Below are 18,976 nucleotides of genomic sequence, written 5' to 3'. Positions count from 1 at the left end.
CGGGCGCGCGGGCATACTTCCCGCCGTGAACGCCGATCCTCACGATTCCCTTTTCGACCCCTTGCAACCCGAGCACCCGGGCGAGTGGGCGATGTCGCTGGCCGTGCCGGCCGACGCTGGCCACCTCGACGAACTGCAGGGCGAAGGCCCGCACGGCCTGGCGCCCACCTGGGGCGACTTCTTCGACCACACCGGCACCGAAGGGCTGGCCGACCTGAACCGCCGCGCCGAGGCGCTGCAGCGCCAGATCCGCGACAACGGCGTCACCTACAACGTCTACGCCGACGAGAGCGGCCTGCAGCGCCCCTGGGCGCTCGACCTCTTCCCCATGATCCTGGGCCCGCGGGACTGGGCGCAGATCGAGGCCGGCGTGCTTCAGCGCGCGCGCCTGCTCAACGCCATGATGGCCGACCTCTACGGTCCGCGCGAACTGCTCAAGCGCGCCCTGCTGCCGGCCGCCCTGGTGCAAGGCCACCCAGGCTACCTGCGCGCCATGCAGGGCATGCAGCCGCGTGGCGGCACCTGGCTGCACATCGTCGGCTTCGACCTCGCCCACGGCCCCGACGGGCGCTGGTGGGTGGTGGGCCAGCGCACGCAGGCGCCGTCCGGCCTGGGCTACCTGCTCGAAAACCGCATCGCCATCAGCCGCCAGTTTCCCAAGGCGTTCGCAGGGATGAAGGTGCAGCGGCTGGCAGCCAGCTACCGCGCGCTCGTCAACGGCATCCAGGCCATGGCGCCCGAGGGCGAGAACGCGCGCATCGCGTTGCTCACGCCCGGCCCCTACAACGAAACCTATTTCGAGCACGCCTACCTGGCCCGCTACCTGGGCCTCACGCTGGTGGAGGGCAACGACCTCACCGTGCGCGACGAGCGCCTGTTTCTCAAGACCCTGGCCGGGCTGGAGCCCGTGCATGCCCTGATCAAGCGCGTGGATGACCAGTGGCTCGACCCGCTGGAGCTGCGCACCGATTCCACGCTGGGCGTGCCCGGGCTGCTGCAGGTGCTGCGCGCCGGCAACCTGCTGCTGGCCAACGCGCCGGGCTCGGCCCCGCTCGAATCGAGCGCCTTGCTGGGCTTCCTGCCCGCGATCAGCGAGCACCTGCTGGGCGAACCGCTGCAACTGCCTTCGCTGGCCACCTGGTGGTGCGGCGAGGACGCCGCGCTGCGCAGCGTGCTGCCGCTGCTCAAGGACGGCGTGATCAAGGCCACCTACCCGCAGGGTGGGCCGCAGACCGTGATCGGTCAGGGCCTGGGCGCGCGCGCGCTGGACGAATGGACCGGCCGCTTGGTGCGCCAGCCCGAGCAGTACACCGTGCAGTCCTGGTTGCCGCTGTCGCAGACGCCCACCTGGACAGGCGACCGCCTCATGCCCCGTTCGGCCATGCTGCGCGTATTTGCCCTTGCCGACGGCGCCGGCTCCTGGCGCGTGCTGCCCGGCGGCCTAGTCCGCCTGGCGCCGCGTGGCCAATTGATGGCCACCATGCAGCGCGGCGGCAGCAGCGCCGACTGCTGGGTGCTCACCGAGGGCGCGGTCGACCACACCAGCCTGCTGCAAAGCCAGCCCAGCTCCTTCGCCATCGCGCAGCAGAAGCAGCCGGTGACCAGCCGCGCGGCCGAGAACCTGTTCTGGCTCGGCCGCTACACCGAACGCGCCGAGAACAGCGTGCGCCTGGCCGAAATCGTGCTCGACGAACTCGATGGCGAGGAACCCGGCACGCGGGCCCTGCTGAGCTGGCTCACCGAGGTCTCGCGCGAGAACGCGCTGGTGCTGGCCGACGTGCCGGAGGCCCACCAGTCCCCGCGCGTGTTCGCGCGAAGCCTCATGGCCAACCTGGCGCCGCACCCGCGGGACCCGGCGGCCGCCAGTTCCTTCAGTGCCGGCTTCAACCTGCGCGCCATCGCCGGCGCGGCGGCGCAGGTGCGCGAGCGGCTCTCGCGCGAGCACTGGAACCTCATCGAACGCGCGCAGGCGGGCTTCGCCAGCAGCGCCGCTCGCCTGCTCCATGGCGGGGACTTCACCACCGGCGAAGCGCAGTTGCTGCTGCAGGAGGCGAGCCAGCAGCTCGCCGCCATCACCGGCTCGCAGACCGACCGGATGGTGCGCGACGACGGCTGGCGCCTGCTCTCCATCGGCCGCCACATCGAGCGCCTGGCCACGCTGTCGCGCGCGCTGGCCCTAGGCCTTGAAACGGGCAGCGTGCACGAACCCGCGGGCTTCGAAGCCATGGTGGCCCTGTTCGACAGCACCATCACCTTCCACGCCCAGTACCAGCAGCGCCGCGACCTGGTCGCCCTGATCGACCTGCTGGTGCTCGACCGCGACAACCCGCGCTCGCTGGCCTGGGTGGTGCAAACCCTGCGCGCGCGGCTGGCCCGCCTCGGCCAGAGCGTGGCGCCGCAGGACGCCGAGCTGGCGCGCGACCTGCCCGACCCGGCCACCTGGCAACTGGCCGAGCTGAGCAACTGGCAGCGCGGGCCCGATGGCCGACGCGTGTGGAGCGCACTCACCCGGCTGCTGGAGGACTGCGAAGCCGCCGCGATCGATCTTTCCGACGAGATCACGCGCCTGCACTTCAGCCACGCCGACCGGCGCAGCCAGACCCTGTCCATCTGAACCGCCATGAAACTGCGCGTCCTGCACCGCACCACCTACCGCTACCAGAGCGCGGTGGACATGGCGCAGCACATGCTGCACCTGAGCCCGCGCGCCACCGCGCTGCAACAGGTCCTGTCCCACCAGTTGGCGATCGATCCGCAACCAGCCGCGCTGCACCAGAGCACCGACGCCTTCGGCAACCAGCGCACCTTCTTCGCCCAGCAGGCACCGCACGACAGCCTGAGCGTGCTGGCCGACAGCACCGTCGCCACCACCGCGCCGGGCCCTCTGCCCGAAAGCGGCCCCTGGCACGCCCTGGACTGGGAGCGCGTGCGCGAGCACTTCCGCTACCGCGTCAAAGCCCCCTACGACCCGGCGGCCGAATTTCTCTTCGCCTCGCCCCAGGTGCCGCGCGACGAGGCCTTCGTCGCCTGGGCGCGCCCGGTCTTCGCGCCGGGCCTGCCGGTGCTGCAAGCGGTGCGCGCGCTCATGGAACACATCCACAGCGAACTGCAGTACGAAACCGACAGCACCGAAGTGAGCACACCGCCGCTGCAGGCGCTCGCGCAGGGCAAGGGCGTCTGCCAGGACTTCGCGCACATCATGATCGGCTGCCTGCGCAGCCTGGGTCTGCCCGCGCGCTACGTCAGCGGCTACCTGCTCACCCGGCCGCCGCCGGGCCAGCCGCGTCTCATCGGCGCCGACGCCTCGCACGCCTGGGCCGCCGTCTACGTGCCTGGCGAACACGGCGCCGAGGGCGAGTGGTTCGACTTCGACCCCACCAACAACCGCTGCGGCCGCGGCAGCCCGGGCGAGGACTACGTGACGCTCGCCATCGGCCGCGACTTCAGCGACGTCTCGCCCATGCGCGGCGTCATCCAGGGCGGCGCCCAGCACACGCTGGAAGTGGCCGTGACCGTGGCCCCGCCGGATGAGCTGGAAGGCCGCGACCTCCACCCCGCCATCGAGCCAGCGCCCGCCAGCGGCCGACCGATCGAGAGGGGCGCTCGATAGAATGCCCCGCTCCTTTTGGCCATTCACCTGGAGCGACCGATGAGCGCACTCGCCAAACTCAAACAACTGGGCATCACCCTGCCCCCCGTGGCCACGCCGGCCGCCGCCTATGTGCCCTTCGTGCAGACCGGCAACCTGGTCTTCATCAGCGGCAACATCGCCCGCAAGGACGGCAAGGCCTGGGTCGGGCAACTGGGCCTGACCATGGAAACCGAAGAAGGCAAGGAAGCCGCGCGCAGCATCGCCATCGCCCTCATGGGCACCTTGCAGGCCGCCTGCGAGGCCTCGGGCAAGACGCTCGACGACGTCAAGCGCATCGTCAAGGTGCTGAGCCTGGTCAACAGCACGCCCACCTACACCGAACAGCACCTCGTCACCAATGGCTGCAGCGAACTGCTGGGTGAAGTCTTCGGCGACGCCGGCCAGCATGCGCGCAGCGCTTTCGGCGTGGCGCAACTGCCCATGGGGGCGTGTGTGGAGATCGAGCTGATCGCGGAACTGCGCTAACGCCAGCCTGAATTGGCATCAAATTTGACATCCAATTGGGCGCCAATCAGAATGCATGACTTCTGGAGCCATGCATGGACACCATCCTCTCCCGACGCAGCGTCAGCGTCACCGAACTCAAGCGCGACTTCGCGAATGTGCTCAAGGCAGCCGACGACGAGCCCGTGGCCGTGCTGAACCACAACCGGCCCGAGGCCTATCTGGTACCCGCTGCCCACTATGAGCGGCTGCTGACTCAACTCGAGGACCTGCAGGATTTGCAACTGGCGCGCGAGCGTGCCGATGGCCCATTCGTGAAAGTGGCGCTTGATGAGCTATGAGTTGCGCTTTCACGAGTTGGCGCTCAAGGAATGGCGCCAGCTCGATGGCAGCGTACGAGAGCCGCTAAAGCGCAAACTCGCGCAACGGTTGGAACAGCCTCGAGTCCCGGCGGCCGCGCTGCATGGCATGCGCGATTGCTACAAGATCAAGTTGAAGCAGGTGGGTTACCGCCTGATCTACCGTGTGGACGACACGATCGTCACGGTGATGGTCTTGGCGGTGGGCCGTAGAGACGGCGAAGCGGCGTATCGCCATGCTCAAGAGCGACTGCCTTGAACACCACGGCAAGACAGTCGCGACTTTTTTTCAGTCACCTTCGTTTTGGTCGAGGGTCGGTTTTCAGTCACAGGTAGCGTCCGGGCCCGCTGCGCGTGCCCCAGCCTGCACGTATCCCGACAGAAATACCTCGAAGCGCGCCAACTCCTCGTCCAGCGCGCGCCGAAACGCCGGCTCGCGCGGCGCGCGGCCGGCGATGAAGCCCAGTTCGTGCCGCAACTGCGCGCGCTCCCAGCGCAAGTTGGCCCAGCCCAACATCTGCTCGCCCCACAGCAAAGGCAACGCGTAGTGGCCCATGGTGCGGCGCGCCGCGGGCACGTAGGCCTCGAAGCGGTAGGCCCAGCCCCACAGCATCTCGAAGCGGCGCCGGTCCCAGGCCACGGGGTCGAAGGGCGCCAGCAGGCGCAGGCCCTCGTGCGGCTTGTGGCGGCGCGAGGCGGGGTTCTCGTCCGCCGGCCAGAACCAGGTGGTGCCGTCCACCACGGCGTGGCCGTAACGCGTGCGCGCCGCCTGCACAACGGCACGCGTTTCCACCGCCAGGTGCGGCGCGCCGTAGCGCAGCAGCGTGACGAGGTAGCCCAGGCTGGCCGAGGGCAGCGGTGCGTACAGGGCCACGATGGTGTCCACCAGCGCCTGGGCCCGCGCCAGGCGAGCGGCGGGACTGTCGTCCTGCTCGTCATGGACCATGGCCTCGTACACACGCGTGCCACCCTCGCGCCGGCGCACGCGCAACCAGCCGTGGTAGTGCATGTGGTCCAGCAGGCGCGTGCTGGCGTTCAGGTCGCCGCCCCAGTAGCCAGCCACGCGGCCATGGTGGGCAAAGGCCTCACCCACCTCGCGCGGGTGCGCCAGGCCGCGCTCGCGCACGAAATCGAGCACGGCCCTGGCGCGTTGCATGGTGTCCTCGTCCCAGGCCTGGCGAGGCGTGCGCGGGTGCAGCAGGGCCAGCATGTCGCGCGGCACGAAGCCGTAGTTGACGAAGGCGTCTTCCTCCAGCCCCAGACGCTCGTAGCGGCGCTCCAGGTCGCCGGCGCGGTAGCCCTGCACGCGCTGGAACAGGATGAGGTCCTGCGCGCGCGCCGGGGCGCGCATCGGATCGGCCTGAACGAAGCCCAGCCGGCGCACCGCGGCAGGCAGCGTCAGCGGATTGAACAGGCTGCGCGCGATGGCGTGGCGGCGCAGGTCGTCGAGCGTGAGTGGCCTGGCCATCGGAAGCGCTGAGCCTTGCCGGTGCAGCCGCGCGACTTACTCGACCCGCACGATCCGCGAGGGCTTGAAGCCCAGGTCCGCCGCCTTGCCCTTGCGGCCGCGCGCCGCGCGGGCGTTGTTCAGGCTGCGGATCTCCAGCGTCTCGTCGCGCTCCTTGCCCCCGCGGCCGATGCCTTCGATCCGCACGCTGCGCGTGTAAGCGGCCGCGCCGGCCAGCGTGTCCTTGGGCTCCAGATCGATCAGCATCAGGCCACGGCCGCCCTTGTCCATCTGCTTGAGCTCGGCGATCTCGAAGGTGAGGATGCGACCGCCCGTGGACGCGCAGCAGACGTGCGTGGCCGGCACCAGGGGCTGGGCGCCCGAGGAGAAGGCCGCGTGCGAGGGCGCGCAAGGCGTCTCGCCGTCGCCCAGGCTGAGGAATGTCTTGCCGCCGCGCTGCCGCGACACCATCGACTCCACCGTCGCGATGAAGCCATAGCCGCCGCTGCTGGACAGCAGCAGCGCCGCGTTGGCCGGCCCCGCGAAGTAGTGCAGCGGCTGCGTGCCGCTTTCCAGGTCGATCAGCGTGGTGACGGGCTGCCCGTCGCCACGCGCGCCGGGCAGGCTGGCCACGGGCACCGAGTACACGCGGCCGTTGCTGCCGATGACGATGAGCGTGTCCACCGTGCGGCACTCGAAGGTGCCGTACAGGCCATCGCCGGCTTTGAAGGCGAAGACCGAGGCCTCGTGGCCGTGGCCAGTGCGCGCGCGCACCCAGCCCTTGCTCGACACCACCACCGTCACCGGCTCGTCGACCACCTTGATCTCGGCCACGGCCTTCTTCTCGGCCTGGATCAGCGTGCGGCGCTCGTCCGCGAAGGCCTTGGTGTCGGCCTCGATCTCGCGGACCATCAGCCGCTTGAGGCTCGCGGGGTTGGCGAGGATGTCCTCCAGCTTGGCCTGCTCTTCGCGCAGGTTCTTCAGTTCCTGCTCGATCTTGATCGCCTCCAGCCGCGCCAGTTGGCGCAGGCGGATCTCGAGGATGTCCTCGGCCTGGCGGTCGCTGAGCCTGAAGCGCTCGATCAGCGCGGCCTTGGGCTCGTCGCTGTGGCGGATGATGCGGATCACCTCGTCGATGTTGAGCAGCACGAGCTGCCGGCCTTCGAGGATGTGGATGCGGTCCAGCACCTTGTTCAGGCGGTGCTGCGAGCGCCGCGTGATCGTGGTCTGGCGGAATTCGATCCACTCCACCAGCATCTGCCGCAGCGACTTCTGCACCGGCCGGCCATCGAGCCCGATCACGGTGAGGTTGATCGGCGCGGACGTTTCCAGGCTGGTGTGCGCCAGCAGTTGCGTGATGAGCTCCTGCTGCTCGATGCGGCTGCTCTTGGGCTCGAACACCAGGCGCACCGGCGCGTCCTTGCTGGACTCGTCGCGCACGCCATCGAGCACCGCGAGGATGCTGGCCTTGAGCTGGTTCTGGTCCTGCGTGAGCGCCTTCTTGCCGGCCTTGACCTTGGGGTTGGTGAGCTCCTCGATCTCCTCCAGCACCTTCTGCGAGCTGGTGCCCGGCGGCAGCTCGGTCACCACCATCTGCCACTGGCCGCGCGCCAGGTCCTCGATCTTCCAGCGCGCGCGCACCTTCAGGCTGCCGCGGCCCGTGCGGTAGGCGTCGGCGATGTCGCCTGCGGGGCTGATGATCTGGCCGCCGCCCGGGTAGTCGGGGCCGGGGATGAGCGCGGCGAGTTCCTCGTCGCTCAGCTTGGGGCTCTTGATCAGCGCCACGCAGGCCTCGGCCACCTCGCGCAGGTTGTGGCTGGGCACCTCGGTGGCCAGGCCCACGGCGATGCCGCTGGCGCCATTGAGCAGGTTGAAGGGCAGGCGCGCGGGCAACTGCTTTGGCTCGGTGGTGGAGCCGTCGTAGTTGGGCACGAAGTCCACCGTGCCCTCGTCGATCTCGTCGAGCAGCAGACCGCTGATCCTGGCGAGCCGCGCCTCGGTGTAGCGCATGGCCGCCGCGCCGTCGCCGTCGAGCGAGCCGAAATTGCCCTGGCCGTCGATCAGCGGGTAGCGCAGGGCGAAATCCTGCGCCATGCGCACCAGCGCGTCGTAGACGGCCTGGTCGCCGTGCGGGTGGAAGCGGCCCAGCACGTCGCCCACCACGCGCGCGCTCTTGACCGGGCGCGCGGCGGCGTTGCCGCTGTAGCCCAGTCCCATGCGCTCCATGCTGTAGAGGATGCGCCGCTGCACGGGCTTCTGGCCATCGCACACATCGGGCAGCGCGCGGCCCTTGACGACAGACAGCGCGTACTCGAGGTAGGCGCGCTGGGCGTAGGCCGCGAGGGAGTCGTCGGGTTCGGCCGGCGGTGTCAGCGGCAGTTCGGGGTTGTTCACATCAGCCATCAGATATCCACCTCCACGGCATCGCCGTGAAGCTCCATGAGTTCACGCCGCGCCGCGGCTTCGCCCTTGCCCATGAGTTGGGTGATGCGGGCCTCGGTGGTGGCGAAGTCGTGCGCGCCCAGGGTAACGGGCAGCAGGCGGCGCGTGTCGGGGTTGAGCGTGGTGTCCCACAACTGCTCGGCGCTCATCTCGCCCAGGCCTTTGAAGCGGCTCACCTGGCACTTCTCGGCCGGTACGCCTTCCTTGGACGCCTTGTCCAGGGTGGCGTGCAGCTCGCCCTCGTCGAGCGCGTAGACCTTGGCCGCCGGCTTCTTGCCACGCGCGGGGATGTCCACGCGAAACAGCGGCGGGCGCGCCACGTACACATGGCCGGCCTCGATGAGCTTCGGGAAATGCCGGAAGAACAGCGTCAGCAGCAGCACCTGGATGTGCGAACCATCCACGTCGGCGTCCGACAGGATGCAGACCTTGCCATAGCGCAGGCCGCCCAGATCGGGCGCGTCGTTGGGGCCGTGCGGATCGACACCGATCGCCACCGCGATGTCGTGGATCTCGTTGTTGGCGAAGAGTCGGTCGCGCTCGACCTCCCAGGTGTTGAGCACCTTGCCGCGCAAGGGCAGGATGGCCTGGCATTCCTTGTCGCGGCCCATCTTGGCGCTGCCGCCGGCCGAGTCGCCCTCGACCAGAAAGATCTCGTTGTGGCTGAGGTCGCGGCTCTCGCAATCGGTGAGCTTGCCCGGCAGCACGGCCACGCCGCTGCCCTTGCGCTTTTCCACTTTCTGGCCCGCGCGCTGGCGCGTCTGCGCGGCCTTGATGGCGAGTTCGGCGAGCTTCTTGCCGTAGTCCACGTGCTGGTTCAGCCAGAGCTCCAGCGCGGGCCGCACGTAGTTCGACACGAGGCGCACCGCGTCGCGCGAGTTCAGGCGCTCCTTGATCTGGCCCTGGAACTGCGGGTCGAGCACCTTGGCGCTGAGCACGTAGCTGGCGCGCGCGAACACGTCCTCGGGCAGCAGCTTCACACCCTTGGGCAGCAGGGCGTGCAGCTCGATGAAACCCTTGACCGCCTGGAACAGGCCATCGCGCAGGCCGCTGTCGTGCGTGCCGCCCGCGCTGGTGGGGATGAGGTTGACGTAGCTCTCGCGCACCGGGGCGCCGTCCTCGGTGAAGGCCACGCACCAGGACGCGCCCTCGCCCTCGGCGAAGCTGTCATGCCCGGCCTCGGCGAAGCCCTCGCCCTCGAACATGGGGATCACCGGGTCGGCGGTGAGCGTCTGCTGCAGGTAGTCGCGCAGGCCGCCCTTGTACTGCCAGGTCTGCGTCTCCTTCGTCTTCTCGACCACCAGCTGCATGGTCACGCCGGGCATCAGCACGGCCTTGCTGCGCAGCAGGTGCACCAGCTCGTTCATGGGCAGCGCGGCCGATTCGAAGTACTTCGCGTCGGGCCAGGCACGCACGGTGGTGCCCTGCTTGCGCTCGCCCTCGCCGCGGGCCGCCACGGCCAGCGGCTCGATCACGTCGCCGCCCGAGAACACCAGGCGCGCGGCCTGGCCCTCGCGGTAGCTGACCACCTCCAGGCGTTTGGACAGCGCGTTGGTCACGCTCACGCCCACGCCGTGCAGGCCGCCCGAGAAGCTGTACGCGCCGCCTTTGCCCTTGTCGAACTTGCCGCCGGCGTGCAGGCGGGTGAACACCAGTTCGACCACCGGGGCGTTTTCTTCGGGGTGCAGGCCGAAGGGAATGCCCCGGCCTTCGTCTTCCACGCTGACCGAACCGTCGGTGTGCAGCGTGACCCGGATCTTCTTGCCGAAGCCCGCCAGGGCCTCGTCGGCCGCGTTGTCCAGCACTTCCTGAATGATGTGCAGCGGGTTGTCGGTGCGGGTGTACATGCCCGGCCGCTGCTTGACCGGCTCCAGCCCCTTGAGGACGCGGATGGAGCCTTCGGAATAGGTGGAGGGGGTACTTGCCATGGGCGCGGATTGTAGGGGCGGCCGGGACAAACCACTGGATGAATTCCCAGGTTTTGCGCCACGGCATCGAACCGATGCTCCGGGCGCAACAAAAACACGCAGAAATTTCAATCGGGGGAGCCGCCCGCGCGACGCCTGGGGCGAACGGGCCTTCGGCACAATCCGCCGATGACCACCGCCACCCCCGGCGCTCCGCGCCTCTCCGCCACCCAGGTCCTGCTTTGCGGGGCCATGATCGTCACCCTGTCCATGGGCATCCGCCACGGCTTCGGCCTGTGGCTGCAGCCCATCACCCAGGCCCAGGGCTGGACGCGCGAGACCTTCGCTTTCGCGCTCGCGGTGCAGAACCTGGCCTGGGGCGTGTTCGGCATCTTCGCCGGCATGGCGGCCGACCGCTTCGGCGCGTTCCGCGTGCTGCTGGTGTGCGCGGGGCTGTACGCCCTGGGACTGGCGGGCATGGCGCTGTCCACCTCCACCCTGTCGTTTGCGCTCACCACCGGCGTGCTGATCGGCGCGGCCCAGGCAGGCACGACCTACGCGGTCATCTACGGCGTCATCGGGCGCAACATCCCGGCCGAGCGCCGCTCCTGGGCCATGGGCGTGGCCGCGGCCGCGGGCTCCTTCGGCCAGTTCCTCATGGTGCCGGTCGAAGGCTGGCTGATCCAGGGCCTGGGCTGGCAGAACGCGCTGCTGGTGCTGGCCGTGGCGGTGCTGCTGATCGCGCCGCTGGCCATGGGCCTGCGCGAACCCGGCTTTTCCGGCAGCGCACCGGTCAAGCGCGAGCAGACCATCGCCCAGGCGCTGCGCGAGGCCTTCCAGTACCGCAGCTTCCAGTTGCTGATGGCGGGCTACTTCGTCTGCGGCTTCCAGGTGGTGTTCATCGGGGTGCACATGCCCAGCTACCTCAAGGACAACGGCCTGTCGCCGCAGGTGGCCAGCTACGCGCTCGCGCTCATCGGCCTGTTCAACGTCATCGGAACCTACGCGGCCGGCGTGCTGGGGCAGCGCATGGCCAAGCGCCACATCCTGGCCTTCATCTACCTGGCGCGCGCGGTCGCCATTGCCCTGTTCCTGTGGGCGCCGCTCACACCCATGAGCGTGTACGTGTTCTCGTCGGTGATGGGCCTGCTGTGGCTGTCCACCATCCCGCCCACCAACGCCACGGTGGCGCAGATCTTCGGTGTGGCCCACCTGTCCATGCTGGGCGGCTTCGTGTTCTTCAGCCACCAGATCGGCAGTTTCCTGGGCGTGTGGCTGGGCGGCCTGCTCTACGACCAGACCGGCAGCTACGACATCGTCTGGTACATCGCCATTGCCCTGGGCGTGTTCGCGGCCATCGTGAACCTGCCGGTGCGCGAGGCGCCGATCGTGCGCGCGCCGCAGCGCGTCGGGGCCCCCGCATGAGCCTGATGGGACGTGCCGCCGCGTGGGTCGCCGCCGTGGCGGCCCTGCTGGTCACGTTCGCGCTGTACCAGCGCCCGGATTTCCTCGTGGACCTCGCCGACCGGGTCTGGAGTTGCTTCTGATGCACGGCAGCGAAGCGGCCTCGGCCTGGGTGAGGCGCTGGTCCCACCTGGTGCCCGAGGGCGGCGCGGTGCTCGACGTGGCCTGCGGGCGCGGGCGGCACCTGCGCTGGTTCGCCGGGCGCGGCCACTCCGTCACCGGCGTGGACCGGGACCCCGAGGCCATCGCCGCCATCCAGGGCCTGGGCCGCGCCGTGACGGCCGACATCGAGAACGGCCCCTGGCCCTTCGAAGGCCAGCGCTTCGCGGGCGTGGTGGTCACGAACTACCTGTGGCGCCCGCTGCTGCCCGCCATCGTGGACAGCGTGGCCGAGGGCGGCGCGCTGATCTACGAGACCTTCGCCATCGACCACGCCACCATCGGCAAGCCCTCGCGGCCCGACTTTCTGCTCAAGCCCGGGGAACTGCTGACGGCCGCCAGCGGTCTTCGCACCGTGGCCTACGAGGACGGCTTCTGCGGCGACCCCGACCGCTTCGTGCAGCGCCTGGTGGCGGTGCGCGAACCCCGCTCCGACGGCGCATCGCCGCCCCGGCATCGGCTCGATGCCGCTGGGTAGAATGCTCCGCTTATCCGCCCCCGGAGGGCGCCCAGCGCGCGCATGAGGCCGCTGACACAACGATCCGCCATGCAAATGATCACCGGCAGCATCGTGGCCCTGGCCACCCCCTTCAATCCCGACGGCAGTGTCGACTACCCAGGCCTGCGAAAGCTGGTGGATTGGCACATCGCCGAAGGCACCGACTGCATCGGCGTGGTGGGCACCACGGGCGAATCGCCCACCGTCACGGTGGAAGAGCACTGCGAGATCATCCGCGTCTCGGTCGAGCAGGCCAACAAGCGCGTGCCCATCATGGCCGGCTGCGGCGCCAACTCCACGGCCGAGGCCATCAACCTCGCGAAGTTCGCGCGCGGCGTCGGCGCCGACTGCCAGCTGCAGGTGGTGCCCTACTACAACAAGCCCACGCAAGAGGGCCAGTACCAGCATTTCAAGGCCATCGCCGAAGCCACGGGCGATCTGCCCATCGTGCTCTACAACGTGCCCGGCCGCACCGTGGCCGACATGCAGCTCGACACCGTCCTGCGCCTGACCCAGGTCAAGGGCATCGTGGGCATCAAGGAAGCCACCGGCAACATCGAGCGCGCGCAGTGGCTCATCCGCGAGGCGCCGGCCGATTTCGCCATCTACTCCGGCGACGACCCCACCGCCGTGGCCCTCATGCTCTGCGGCGGCCACGGCAACGTGAGTGTCACCGCCAACATCGCCCCGCGCGCCATGCACGAACTGTGCGTGGCCGCTGTCGCGGGCGATGCGAAGGCGGCCATGGCCATCCAGAAGCGCCTGCTGCCGCTGCACAAGCAGCTGTTCTGCGAATCCAACCCCATTCCACTCAAGTGGGCCATGGCCCGCCTGGGCCTGTGCGGCGAGACCATGCGCCTGCCGCTCACGCCCATGTCTCGCCACTTCGTGCCGCAGGTCGAGTCCGCGCTGCGCGAGTCCGGCCTGCTGAGCTGATCCCCGTCCACTCCTGATGCCCCGTCCCTCCATGAGCCCATTTCCTCGCCTGGCCCTGATCGCCTGCGCCGCGCTGCTCGCCACCGGTTGTTCCATCCTGAAAGAGGACAAGATCGACTACAAGACCGCGCAGGAAGGCAAGCGCCTGGACGTGCCGCCGGACCTCACGCAGCTCAGCCGCGAGTCGCGCTACGTGGTGCCGGGCTCGGCCGTCACGGCCAGCGGCTACCAGGCCGGTCAGGCCAATGCAGCCGCCGCGCAAGGCAGCGGCACCGCCACGGTGGAGGTGGGCGATGTGCGCATCGAACGTGCCGGCGGGCAGCGCTGGCTGGTGGTCAACCGCCCGGCCGGCCAGCTCTGGGGGCCCATCCGCGACTTCTGGCAGGAGAACGGCTTCCTGCTCGAGACCGACCAGGAAACCCTGGGCATCATGGAAACCGACTGGGCCGAGAACCGCGCCAAGCTGCCGCAGGACATCATCCGCCGCACCATCGGCCGCCTGTTCGACAGCCTCTACTCCACCGGCGAGTACGACAAGTTCCGCACCCGCCTGGAGCGCAACGCCAGCGGCGGCACCGAGATCTACATCACCCACCGCGGCATGGTCGAGGTCTACGCCAACCAGCGTGAGAACCAGACCGCGTGGCAGCCGCGCCCGTCCGACCCGGAGCTCGAAGCCGAATTCCTGCGCCGCCTGATGGTCAAGCTCGGCGTGAGCGAAACCCAGGCCCAGGCGGTGGCCGCCTCCGCGCCCGCGCAGTCGCAGGCCGCGCGCGTGACCACGGTGAACAACCGCCCCGCCCTGCAGCTCAACGACAACTTCGACCGTGCCTGGCGCCGCGTGGGCCTGTCGCTTGACCGCAGCGGCTTCACGGTGGAAGACCGCAACCGCAGCGAAGGCACCTACTTCGTGCGCTACGTGGAGCCGGCCAAGCCCGGCGAGAAGCCCGGCTTCTTCGCCCGCATGTTCGGCGCCGACGACAAGCAGCCCACGCCGCAGCGCTACCGCATCCTCGTCAAGAGCGAGGCCGACGTGACCACGGTGTCGGTGCTCGACGCTCAGGGCCAGCCCGACGGTTCGGCCAACGCTCAGCGCATCGTCCAGTTGCTCGCCGCGGATCTCTGATCAGAGCCCCAGGGTGGTCGGCGCGAAAGCCGGCCGCCCTTTCATCCACCACTCGTCCAAGCGCTCATGCAGCGCCACGCGGCGCTCCGCGGCGTGGCTGGCCACCAGGCTGCTGCGCACCGGGTCCAGCCGCTCCAGCGTCCAGCTCGAGGTCCAGATCACACTGGGCAGTTCGTGCGGCGATGCGTGGGAGACGCCGTGGGCTTCGACGATGTGGGCCCAGGTGGTGCGCCAGGCCGCGAAGCGCGGGTGCAGGGCACGCAGCGCGGTGAAGTCGCGCGCCAGCAGACGCATCTGCCGCCCGCGCCGGGCCCAGGCGTTCAAGCCGGCAATCACCGATCGCTCGCCGAGCGGCCAGTCCGCAAAATCGTCGTCCACCAGCCAGAGCATGGGCCAGCCCTGCGAGGCCGCCGCGCCGATCGCCTGGCGCACCGCGTCGGTGAACGCCACGCGACCGACCAGCCGGCCCTCGGGCAAGGCCAGCGGTACGGGCTCGGCGCTGTCGGTGGCTTCGGCGTCGGACATGGGCTCCCCTGTGATTTCACTCCGCTTCCAGGTGCAGCCAACCGGCCTCGAACCAGTCGGCCAGCACGGCCAAGGCGTCGGCGCTGGCGCGCCTCACATCGCCCGCGTTCAGGTGGCGCTGGTCGGCCAGGCGGCGCATGAGGCGTGCGTCGGCGCCACCGGCACGCAGGCCTTCGCCATTGATGAACACGTGGCGCTCGTCATACATCATGCGCGTGCGCCGGTCGAGCCGCAAGGCGCCGGGTGCCCAGGCCCCGGATGGTTCGTCGAACCAGGTGTTCGGCTTGGGCTCGGTCATCACCTCGCCCAATGCCAGCGCCAGCGCGTCGCGTTCACCCAGCAGGCGCTGCAACGCATCCGCGGCAAAAGCCTGCAGGCCATCCGGCAGGCGCGCGGGCTGCGCGGTGGCGGCCTGCTGCGGGTCGCGGTAGAGCGTGTCGTCCTCCAGCGCATCGGCCATGCGCTGCAGCAGCTCACCGGCCAGGCCGCCGCGCTGCGGGGCGCGAAAGCCGATGGAGCAGGTCATGCAGTCACCGCCCACGGCCTCGCCGTCGTGTGCCCAGCGCGGCGGCAGGTAGAGCATGTCGCCGGGCTCCAGCACGAACTCTTCTTCGGGTTCGAAGCGCTGCAGGATCTTGAGCGGCACATCGGGCCGCAGGCTGAAGTCCTTCTGGCGCCCGATGCGCCAGCGCCGCCGCCCCGTGGCCTGCAGCAGGAAGACGTCGTAGCTGTCGAAGTGAGGCCCGACGCCGCCGCCCTCACTGGCCCAGGAGACCATGAGGTCGTCCAGGCGCGCGTCGGGCACGAAGCGGAAGCGCTGCAACAGCGCGTGGGCGGCGTCGTGGTGCAGGTCCACGCCCTGCACCAGCAGGGTCCAGCGCGGGCGGCTTTGCGGCGGCAGCGCGCGCCGCGCGAACGGGCCTTGCCGCAGAGACCAGCCCGCGCGCGCGTGTTCGATGAGCCGAGACTCGACGCCCTCCTGCCCGGCCAGATCGAACAGGGCACCGCGGTCCAGCGGCGGCTGGAAATCCGCGATGGCCTGGCGGATCAGCAGGGGCTTCTTCTGCCAGTGGCGGCGCATGAAACGCGCCGGGCTGAGGCCGCCCAGCAAGGCCAGCGGTTCGTCGGACAAGAGGCCTGGCAAGGGGCTGTTCATGGGGCTCATGGGAGAATTGTCCGATGAAATCCGATGCCGCTTCCCCCATGGCCGTGACGCCCCAGTGCGTCGTGGCGCTGACCTGGACCCTGAAGGACACGCTGGGCGACGAGCTCGACACGCTCGACGAGCCCGTGGAATTCCTGGTCGGTGGCAGCGACCTGCTCGGCAAGATCGAGGAGGCCCTGCAAGGCCACGTGCCGGGCGACACACTCGAGTTGCACCTGGAGCCGCTCGACGCCTTCGGCGACTACGACGACCAGTTGCTGTTCCTCGAGCCGCGCGGGCGCTTCCCCGAAGCACTCGAGGAGGGCATGGGCTTCGAGGGTCTGCCGCCCGGCTGCAACCCGGCTGCGCCCCGCGACCGGCTGTTCTTCGTCAGCGACATCTACCCCGACCACGTCGTGCTCGACGGCAACCACCCACTGGCGGGCATCGCGATCCGCATCAAGCTCAAGCTGCACGCGGTGCGCGAGGCCACGGAAGACGAAATCGGTCGCGGCACGCTGGGCACGGGCTTCTTCCGCACCCAGCTCGACGTGACGGACCCGGCGCAGTCACCGCCGGTGCCCCCCACGCTTCATTGATCAGCCTCGTCCAGTGGAACCGTAGCCGCCGGCTCCGCGCGCGCTCTCGGCCGCGAAGTCCTCGACGACATTGAAGCGCGCCTGCACCACGGGCACGATGACCATCTGCGCCAGGCGCTCCATGGGCTCGATGGTGAAGGCCACGTCGCTGCGGTTCCAGGCGCTCACCATGAGCTGGCCCTGGTAGTCGCTGTCGATCAGGCCCACCAGATTGCCCAGCACGATGCCGTGCTTGTGGCCCAGGCCAGAGCGCGGCAGGATCAGCGCGGCATAGCCCGGGTCGGCCAGGTGAATGGCCAGGCCGGTGGGCACCAGTTGCCAGGCATTGGGCTCCAGCCGCAGCGGGGCATCGAGGCAGGCGCGCAGGTCCAGCCCGGCGCTGCCCGGCGTGGCGTAGGCCGGCAGTTGCTCGGCCATGCGCGGGTCCAGGATCTTGACGTCGATCTGCATGTGGCGGTCGGTCTCAGTTCTTGGGTTTGAGCGCTTCTTCCAGCGCCTTGTTCGGATCGACCTCGGCCGGAGCTGCCCCCTCGGCCTCGGGCTTGAGTTCATCGGCCGACGGCTCTTCGGCCGGCGCTTCTTCCTCTTCGGTGGTGCCGTAGCCGCCCCCTTCGGTCGGTGGCGCCATGTCGCGCAGCAGGTCCTGCACGGCCTCGTTGTCCACCTTCACGGGTGCGCCCAGGCTGCCTGTCACGATGCCCGGGTTGAGCATGACCACCGCCACCATGATGAGCTGCAACACGATGAAGGCGATCGAGCCCTTGTAGATCTGGGCCGTGGTGACGGCAGGGATCAGCTTGCCCGTGACCTTGTCGGTGTAGTCCTGGCGCGCGGCCACGCTGCGCAGGTAGAACAGCGCGAAGCCGAAGGGCGGCGTGAGGAAGGAGGTCTGCATGTTCATCGCCAGGATCACGCCGAACCAGATGAGGTTGATGTCCAGGCTCTGCGCCACGGGCACCAGCAGCGGCACGACGATGAAGGCGATCTCGAAGAAGTCGATGAAGAAGCCCAGGATGAACACGAGGAAGTTCACGACCAGCAGGAAGCCCATCTGCCCGCCGGGCAGTTTGTCGAACAGGTGCTCGACCCAGACATGGCCGTCAGCCGCGTTGAAGGTGAAGCTGAACACCGTGGAGCCGATCAGGATGAACAGCACGAAGATCGACAGTTTGGTGGTGCTCTCCAGGGCTTCGTGCATCAGCTTGAGGCTCAGCGTGCGGCGGCTCGCGGCCATGATCAGCGCGCCGAGCGCGCCCATGGCGCCGCCTTCGGTGGGGGTGGCCACACCCAGGAAGATGGTGCCGAGCACCAGGAAGATCAGCACCAGCGGCGGGATCAGCACGAAGGTGACCTGCTCGGCCAGGCGCGAGAGCAGGCGCAGGCGGAACAGGCGGTTGAGCAGCGCCAACACCAGCGCGAGCACCGAGGCCACGCTGATGGACATGATGACCACCTCGTCGCCACCGGGCGCCATCTGGCGCTCGATGAGCGGGTTGATGATGGCCTCGTGGTTCTGGCTCCAGAGCCAACCGGCCACCGCGCTGATGGCCAGCAGCACCAGCAGCGATCGATGGCCCGAGGCGCCGCTGGGCTCCACGTAGATGCGCGCTTCCTTGGGCAGCGCGGGCACCCAGCGGGGCAGCACGATGGCCACCGCGGCGATGAACAAGAGGTACAGGCCCACCAGCATCAGGCCCGGAATGAGCGCGCCGGCGTACATGTCGCCCACCGAACGGCCCATCTGGTCGGCCAGCACGATCAGCACCAGCGAGGGCGGAATGGCCTGAGCCAAGGTGCCCGAGGCGGTGATCGTGCCCATGGCGATGGTGCGGTTGTAGCCATAGCGCAGCATGATGGGCAGCGAGATCAGGCCCATGGAGATGACCGCGGCAGCGACCACGCCCGTGGTGGCCGCGAGCAGGGCGCCCACCAGGATCACCGCGACCGCCAGGCCGCCGCGCACGGGACCGAAGACCTGGGCCACGGTGGACAGCAGCGCCTCGGCCATGCGGCTGCGCTCGAGGATGATGCCCATCAAGGTGAAGAACGGGATCGCCAGCAGCGTCTCGTTCTGCATGATGCCGAACACGCGCAGCGGCAAGGCCTGGAACAGGTTCGGGGGAAAGAGCCCGATCTCCATGCCGATGTAGCCGAAGAACAGTCCGGTGGCGGCCAGCGCAAAGGCCACGGGGAAGCCCGACAGCAGGAAGGCGAGCAAACCGCCGAACAGCAGCGGCACGAAGTTGTTGGTGAGGAATTCGATCATGGGGCGC

18 protein-coding genes are annotated in these 18,976 nt (G+C 69.3%); 11 read left to right on the top strand and 7 right to left on the bottom strand.

Annotation, left to right across the window (positions count from 1 at the left end; all coding sequences use genetic code 11):
- Positions 1 to 25: 25 nt before the first annotated feature.
- From GTO19_RS12610 to GTO19_RS12590, 5 genes are all read left to right on the top strand, one after another.
- A complete protein-coding gene (locus tag GTO19_RS12610) occupies positions 26 to 2,614 on the top strand; it encodes a circularly permuted type 2 ATP-grasp protein (protein WP_291021233.1) in 2,589 nt (862 codons plus the stop codon).
- 6 nt (positions 2,615 to 2,620) lie between these two features.
- A complete protein-coding gene (locus GTO19_RS12605; RefSeq protein ID WP_291021232.1) occupies positions 2,621 to 3,610 on the top strand; it encodes a transglutaminase family protein in 990 nt (329 codons plus the stop codon).
- A gap of 39 nt (positions 3,611 to 3,649) precedes the next feature.
- The gene (locus tag GTO19_RS12600; RefSeq protein WP_291021231.1) at positions 3,650 to 4,117 is read left to right on the top strand and encodes a RidA family protein; all 468 of its coding nucleotides are present in this window, start codon (positions 3,650 to 3,652) and stop codon (positions 4,115 to 4,117) included.
- Between the two features lie 74 nt (positions 4,118 to 4,191).
- Positions 4,192 to 4,437 (top strand): type II toxin-antitoxin system Phd/YefM family antitoxin, encoded by a 246-nt coding sequence (locus tag GTO19_RS12595; RefSeq protein WP_291021230.1) that lies wholly within the window; start codon positions 4,192 to 4,194, stop codon positions 4,435 to 4,437.
- Positions 4,427 to 4,714 carry a type II toxin-antitoxin system RelE/ParE family toxin gene (locus GTO19_RS12590; protein ID WP_291021229.1) on the top strand — a complete coding sequence of 96 codons (288 nt, stop codon included), beginning with the start codon at positions 4,427 to 4,429 and terminating at the stop codon, positions 4,712 to 4,714. The genes GTO19_RS12595 and GTO19_RS12590 overlap by 11 nt, the downstream gene beginning before the upstream one ends.
- Before the next feature lie 63 nt (positions 4,715 to 4,777).
- Here the strand turns inward: GTO19_RS12590 and GTO19_RS12585 are convergent, their stop codons facing one another.
- Genes GTO19_RS12585 through GTO19_RS12575 form a run of 3 tightly spaced genes read right to left on the bottom strand, consistent with a single transcriptional unit; the run spans position 4,778 to position 10,272 of the window.
- Positions 4,778 to 5,923: a crosslink repair DNA glycosylase YcaQ family protein gene (locus tag GTO19_RS12585; RefSeq protein ID WP_291021228.1), complete on the bottom strand. Its 1,146-nt coding sequence runs from the start codon at positions 5,921 to 5,923 to the stop codon at positions 4,778 to 4,780.
- Positions 5,924 to 5,959: 36 nt separating this feature from the next.
- On the bottom strand, positions 5,960 to 8,305 hold the full coding sequence (gene parC / locus GTO19_RS12580; protein ID WP_291021227.1) for a DNA topoisomerase IV subunit A: 2,346 nt from the start codon (positions 8,303 to 8,305) through the stop codon (positions 5,960 to 5,962).
- On the bottom strand, positions 8,305 to 10,272 hold the full coding sequence (locus GTO19_RS12575) for a DNA topoisomerase IV subunit B (protein WP_291021226.1): 1,968 nt from the start codon (positions 10,270 to 10,272) through the stop codon (positions 8,305 to 8,307). Before GTO19_RS12575 ends, parC begins: the two co-directional genes overlap by 1 nt.
- A gap of 168 nt (positions 10,273 to 10,440) precedes the next feature.
- Between GTO19_RS12575 and GTO19_RS12570 the strand changes: the two genes are divergently transcribed.
- From GTO19_RS12570 to bamC, 5 genes are all read left to right on the top strand, one after another.
- Positions 10,441 to 11,676 carry an MFS transporter gene (locus GTO19_RS12570; protein WP_291021225.1) on the top strand — a complete coding sequence of 412 codons (1,236 nt, stop codon included), beginning with the start codon at positions 10,441 to 10,443 and terminating at the stop codon, positions 11,674 to 11,676.
- The gene (locus GTO19_RS12565) at positions 11,673 to 11,798 is read left to right on the top strand and encodes a hypothetical protein (RefSeq protein WP_291021224.1); all 126 of its coding nucleotides are present in this window, start codon (positions 11,673 to 11,675) and stop codon (positions 11,796 to 11,798) included. Before GTO19_RS12570 ends, GTO19_RS12565 begins: the two co-directional genes overlap by 4 nt.
- Positions 11,798 to 12,352, top strand: a complete 555-nt coding sequence (locus tag GTO19_RS12560) for a bifunctional 2-polyprenyl-6-hydroxyphenol methylase/3-demethylubiquinol 3-O-methyltransferase UbiG (protein WP_291021223.1) — start codon at positions 11,798 to 11,800, stop codon at positions 12,350 to 12,352. Before GTO19_RS12565 ends, GTO19_RS12560 begins: the two co-directional genes overlap by 1 nt.
- A gap of 69 nt (positions 12,353 to 12,421) precedes the next feature.
- On the top strand, positions 12,422 to 13,309 hold the full coding sequence (gene dapA, locus GTO19_RS12555) for a 4-hydroxy-tetrahydrodipicolinate synthase (RefSeq protein WP_291021222.1): 888 nt from the start codon (positions 12,422 to 12,424) through the stop codon (positions 13,307 to 13,309).
- 31 nt (positions 13,310 to 13,340) lie between these two features.
- Entirely contained in the window at positions 13,341 to 14,435 is a 1,095-nt protein-coding gene (gene bamC, locus GTO19_RS12550; protein ID WP_291021221.1) for an outer membrane protein assembly factor BamC, read from the top strand.
- Here the strand turns inward: bamC and GTO19_RS12545 are convergent, their stop codons facing one another.
- Both GTO19_RS12545 and GTO19_RS12540 read right to left on the bottom strand, forming a co-directional pair.
- Positions 14,436 to 14,960, bottom strand: a complete 525-nt coding sequence (locus GTO19_RS12545; protein WP_291021220.1) for a hypothetical protein — start codon at positions 14,958 to 14,960, stop codon at positions 14,436 to 14,438.
- Between the two features lie 16 nt (positions 14,961 to 14,976).
- The gene (locus tag GTO19_RS12540; RefSeq protein WP_291021219.1) at positions 14,977 to 16,125 is read right to left on the bottom strand and encodes a cupin domain-containing protein; all 1,149 of its coding nucleotides are present in this window, start codon (positions 16,123 to 16,125) and stop codon (positions 14,977 to 14,979) included.
- 38 nt (positions 16,126 to 16,163) lie between these two features.
- On the opposite strand from GTO19_RS12540, the gene GTO19_RS12535 reads away from it, so the two are divergent.
- A complete protein-coding gene (locus GTO19_RS12535; RefSeq protein ID WP_291021247.1) occupies positions 16,164 to 16,703 on the top strand; it encodes a peptidylprolyl isomerase in 540 nt (179 codons plus the stop codon).
- On the opposite strand, the gene dut is transcribed toward GTO19_RS12535, so the two are convergent.
- Positions 16,704 to 17,153, bottom strand: coding sequence for a dUTP diphosphatase (gene dut, locus GTO19_RS12530; RefSeq protein WP_009517222.1), 450 nt, complete (start codon positions 17,151 to 17,153; stop codon positions 16,704 to 16,706).
- Between the two features lie 13 nt (positions 17,154 to 17,166).
- On the bottom strand, positions 17,167 to 18,969 hold the full coding sequence (locus tag GTO19_RS12525) for a TRAP transporter large permease subunit (protein ID WP_291021218.1): 1,803 nt from the start codon (positions 18,967 to 18,969) through the stop codon (positions 17,167 to 17,169).
- Positions 18,970 to 18,976 lie beyond the last annotated feature (7 nt).

Source organism: Hydrogenophaga sp. (assembly GCF_011772445.1).
In the GTDB taxonomy this organism is placed as follows: Bacteria; Pseudomonadota; Gammaproteobacteria; order Burkholderiales; family Burkholderiaceae_C; genus Hydrogenophaga.
Note: the sequence above shows the minus strand (reverse complement) of the source record. Positions and strands in the feature narration are given on the sequence as shown.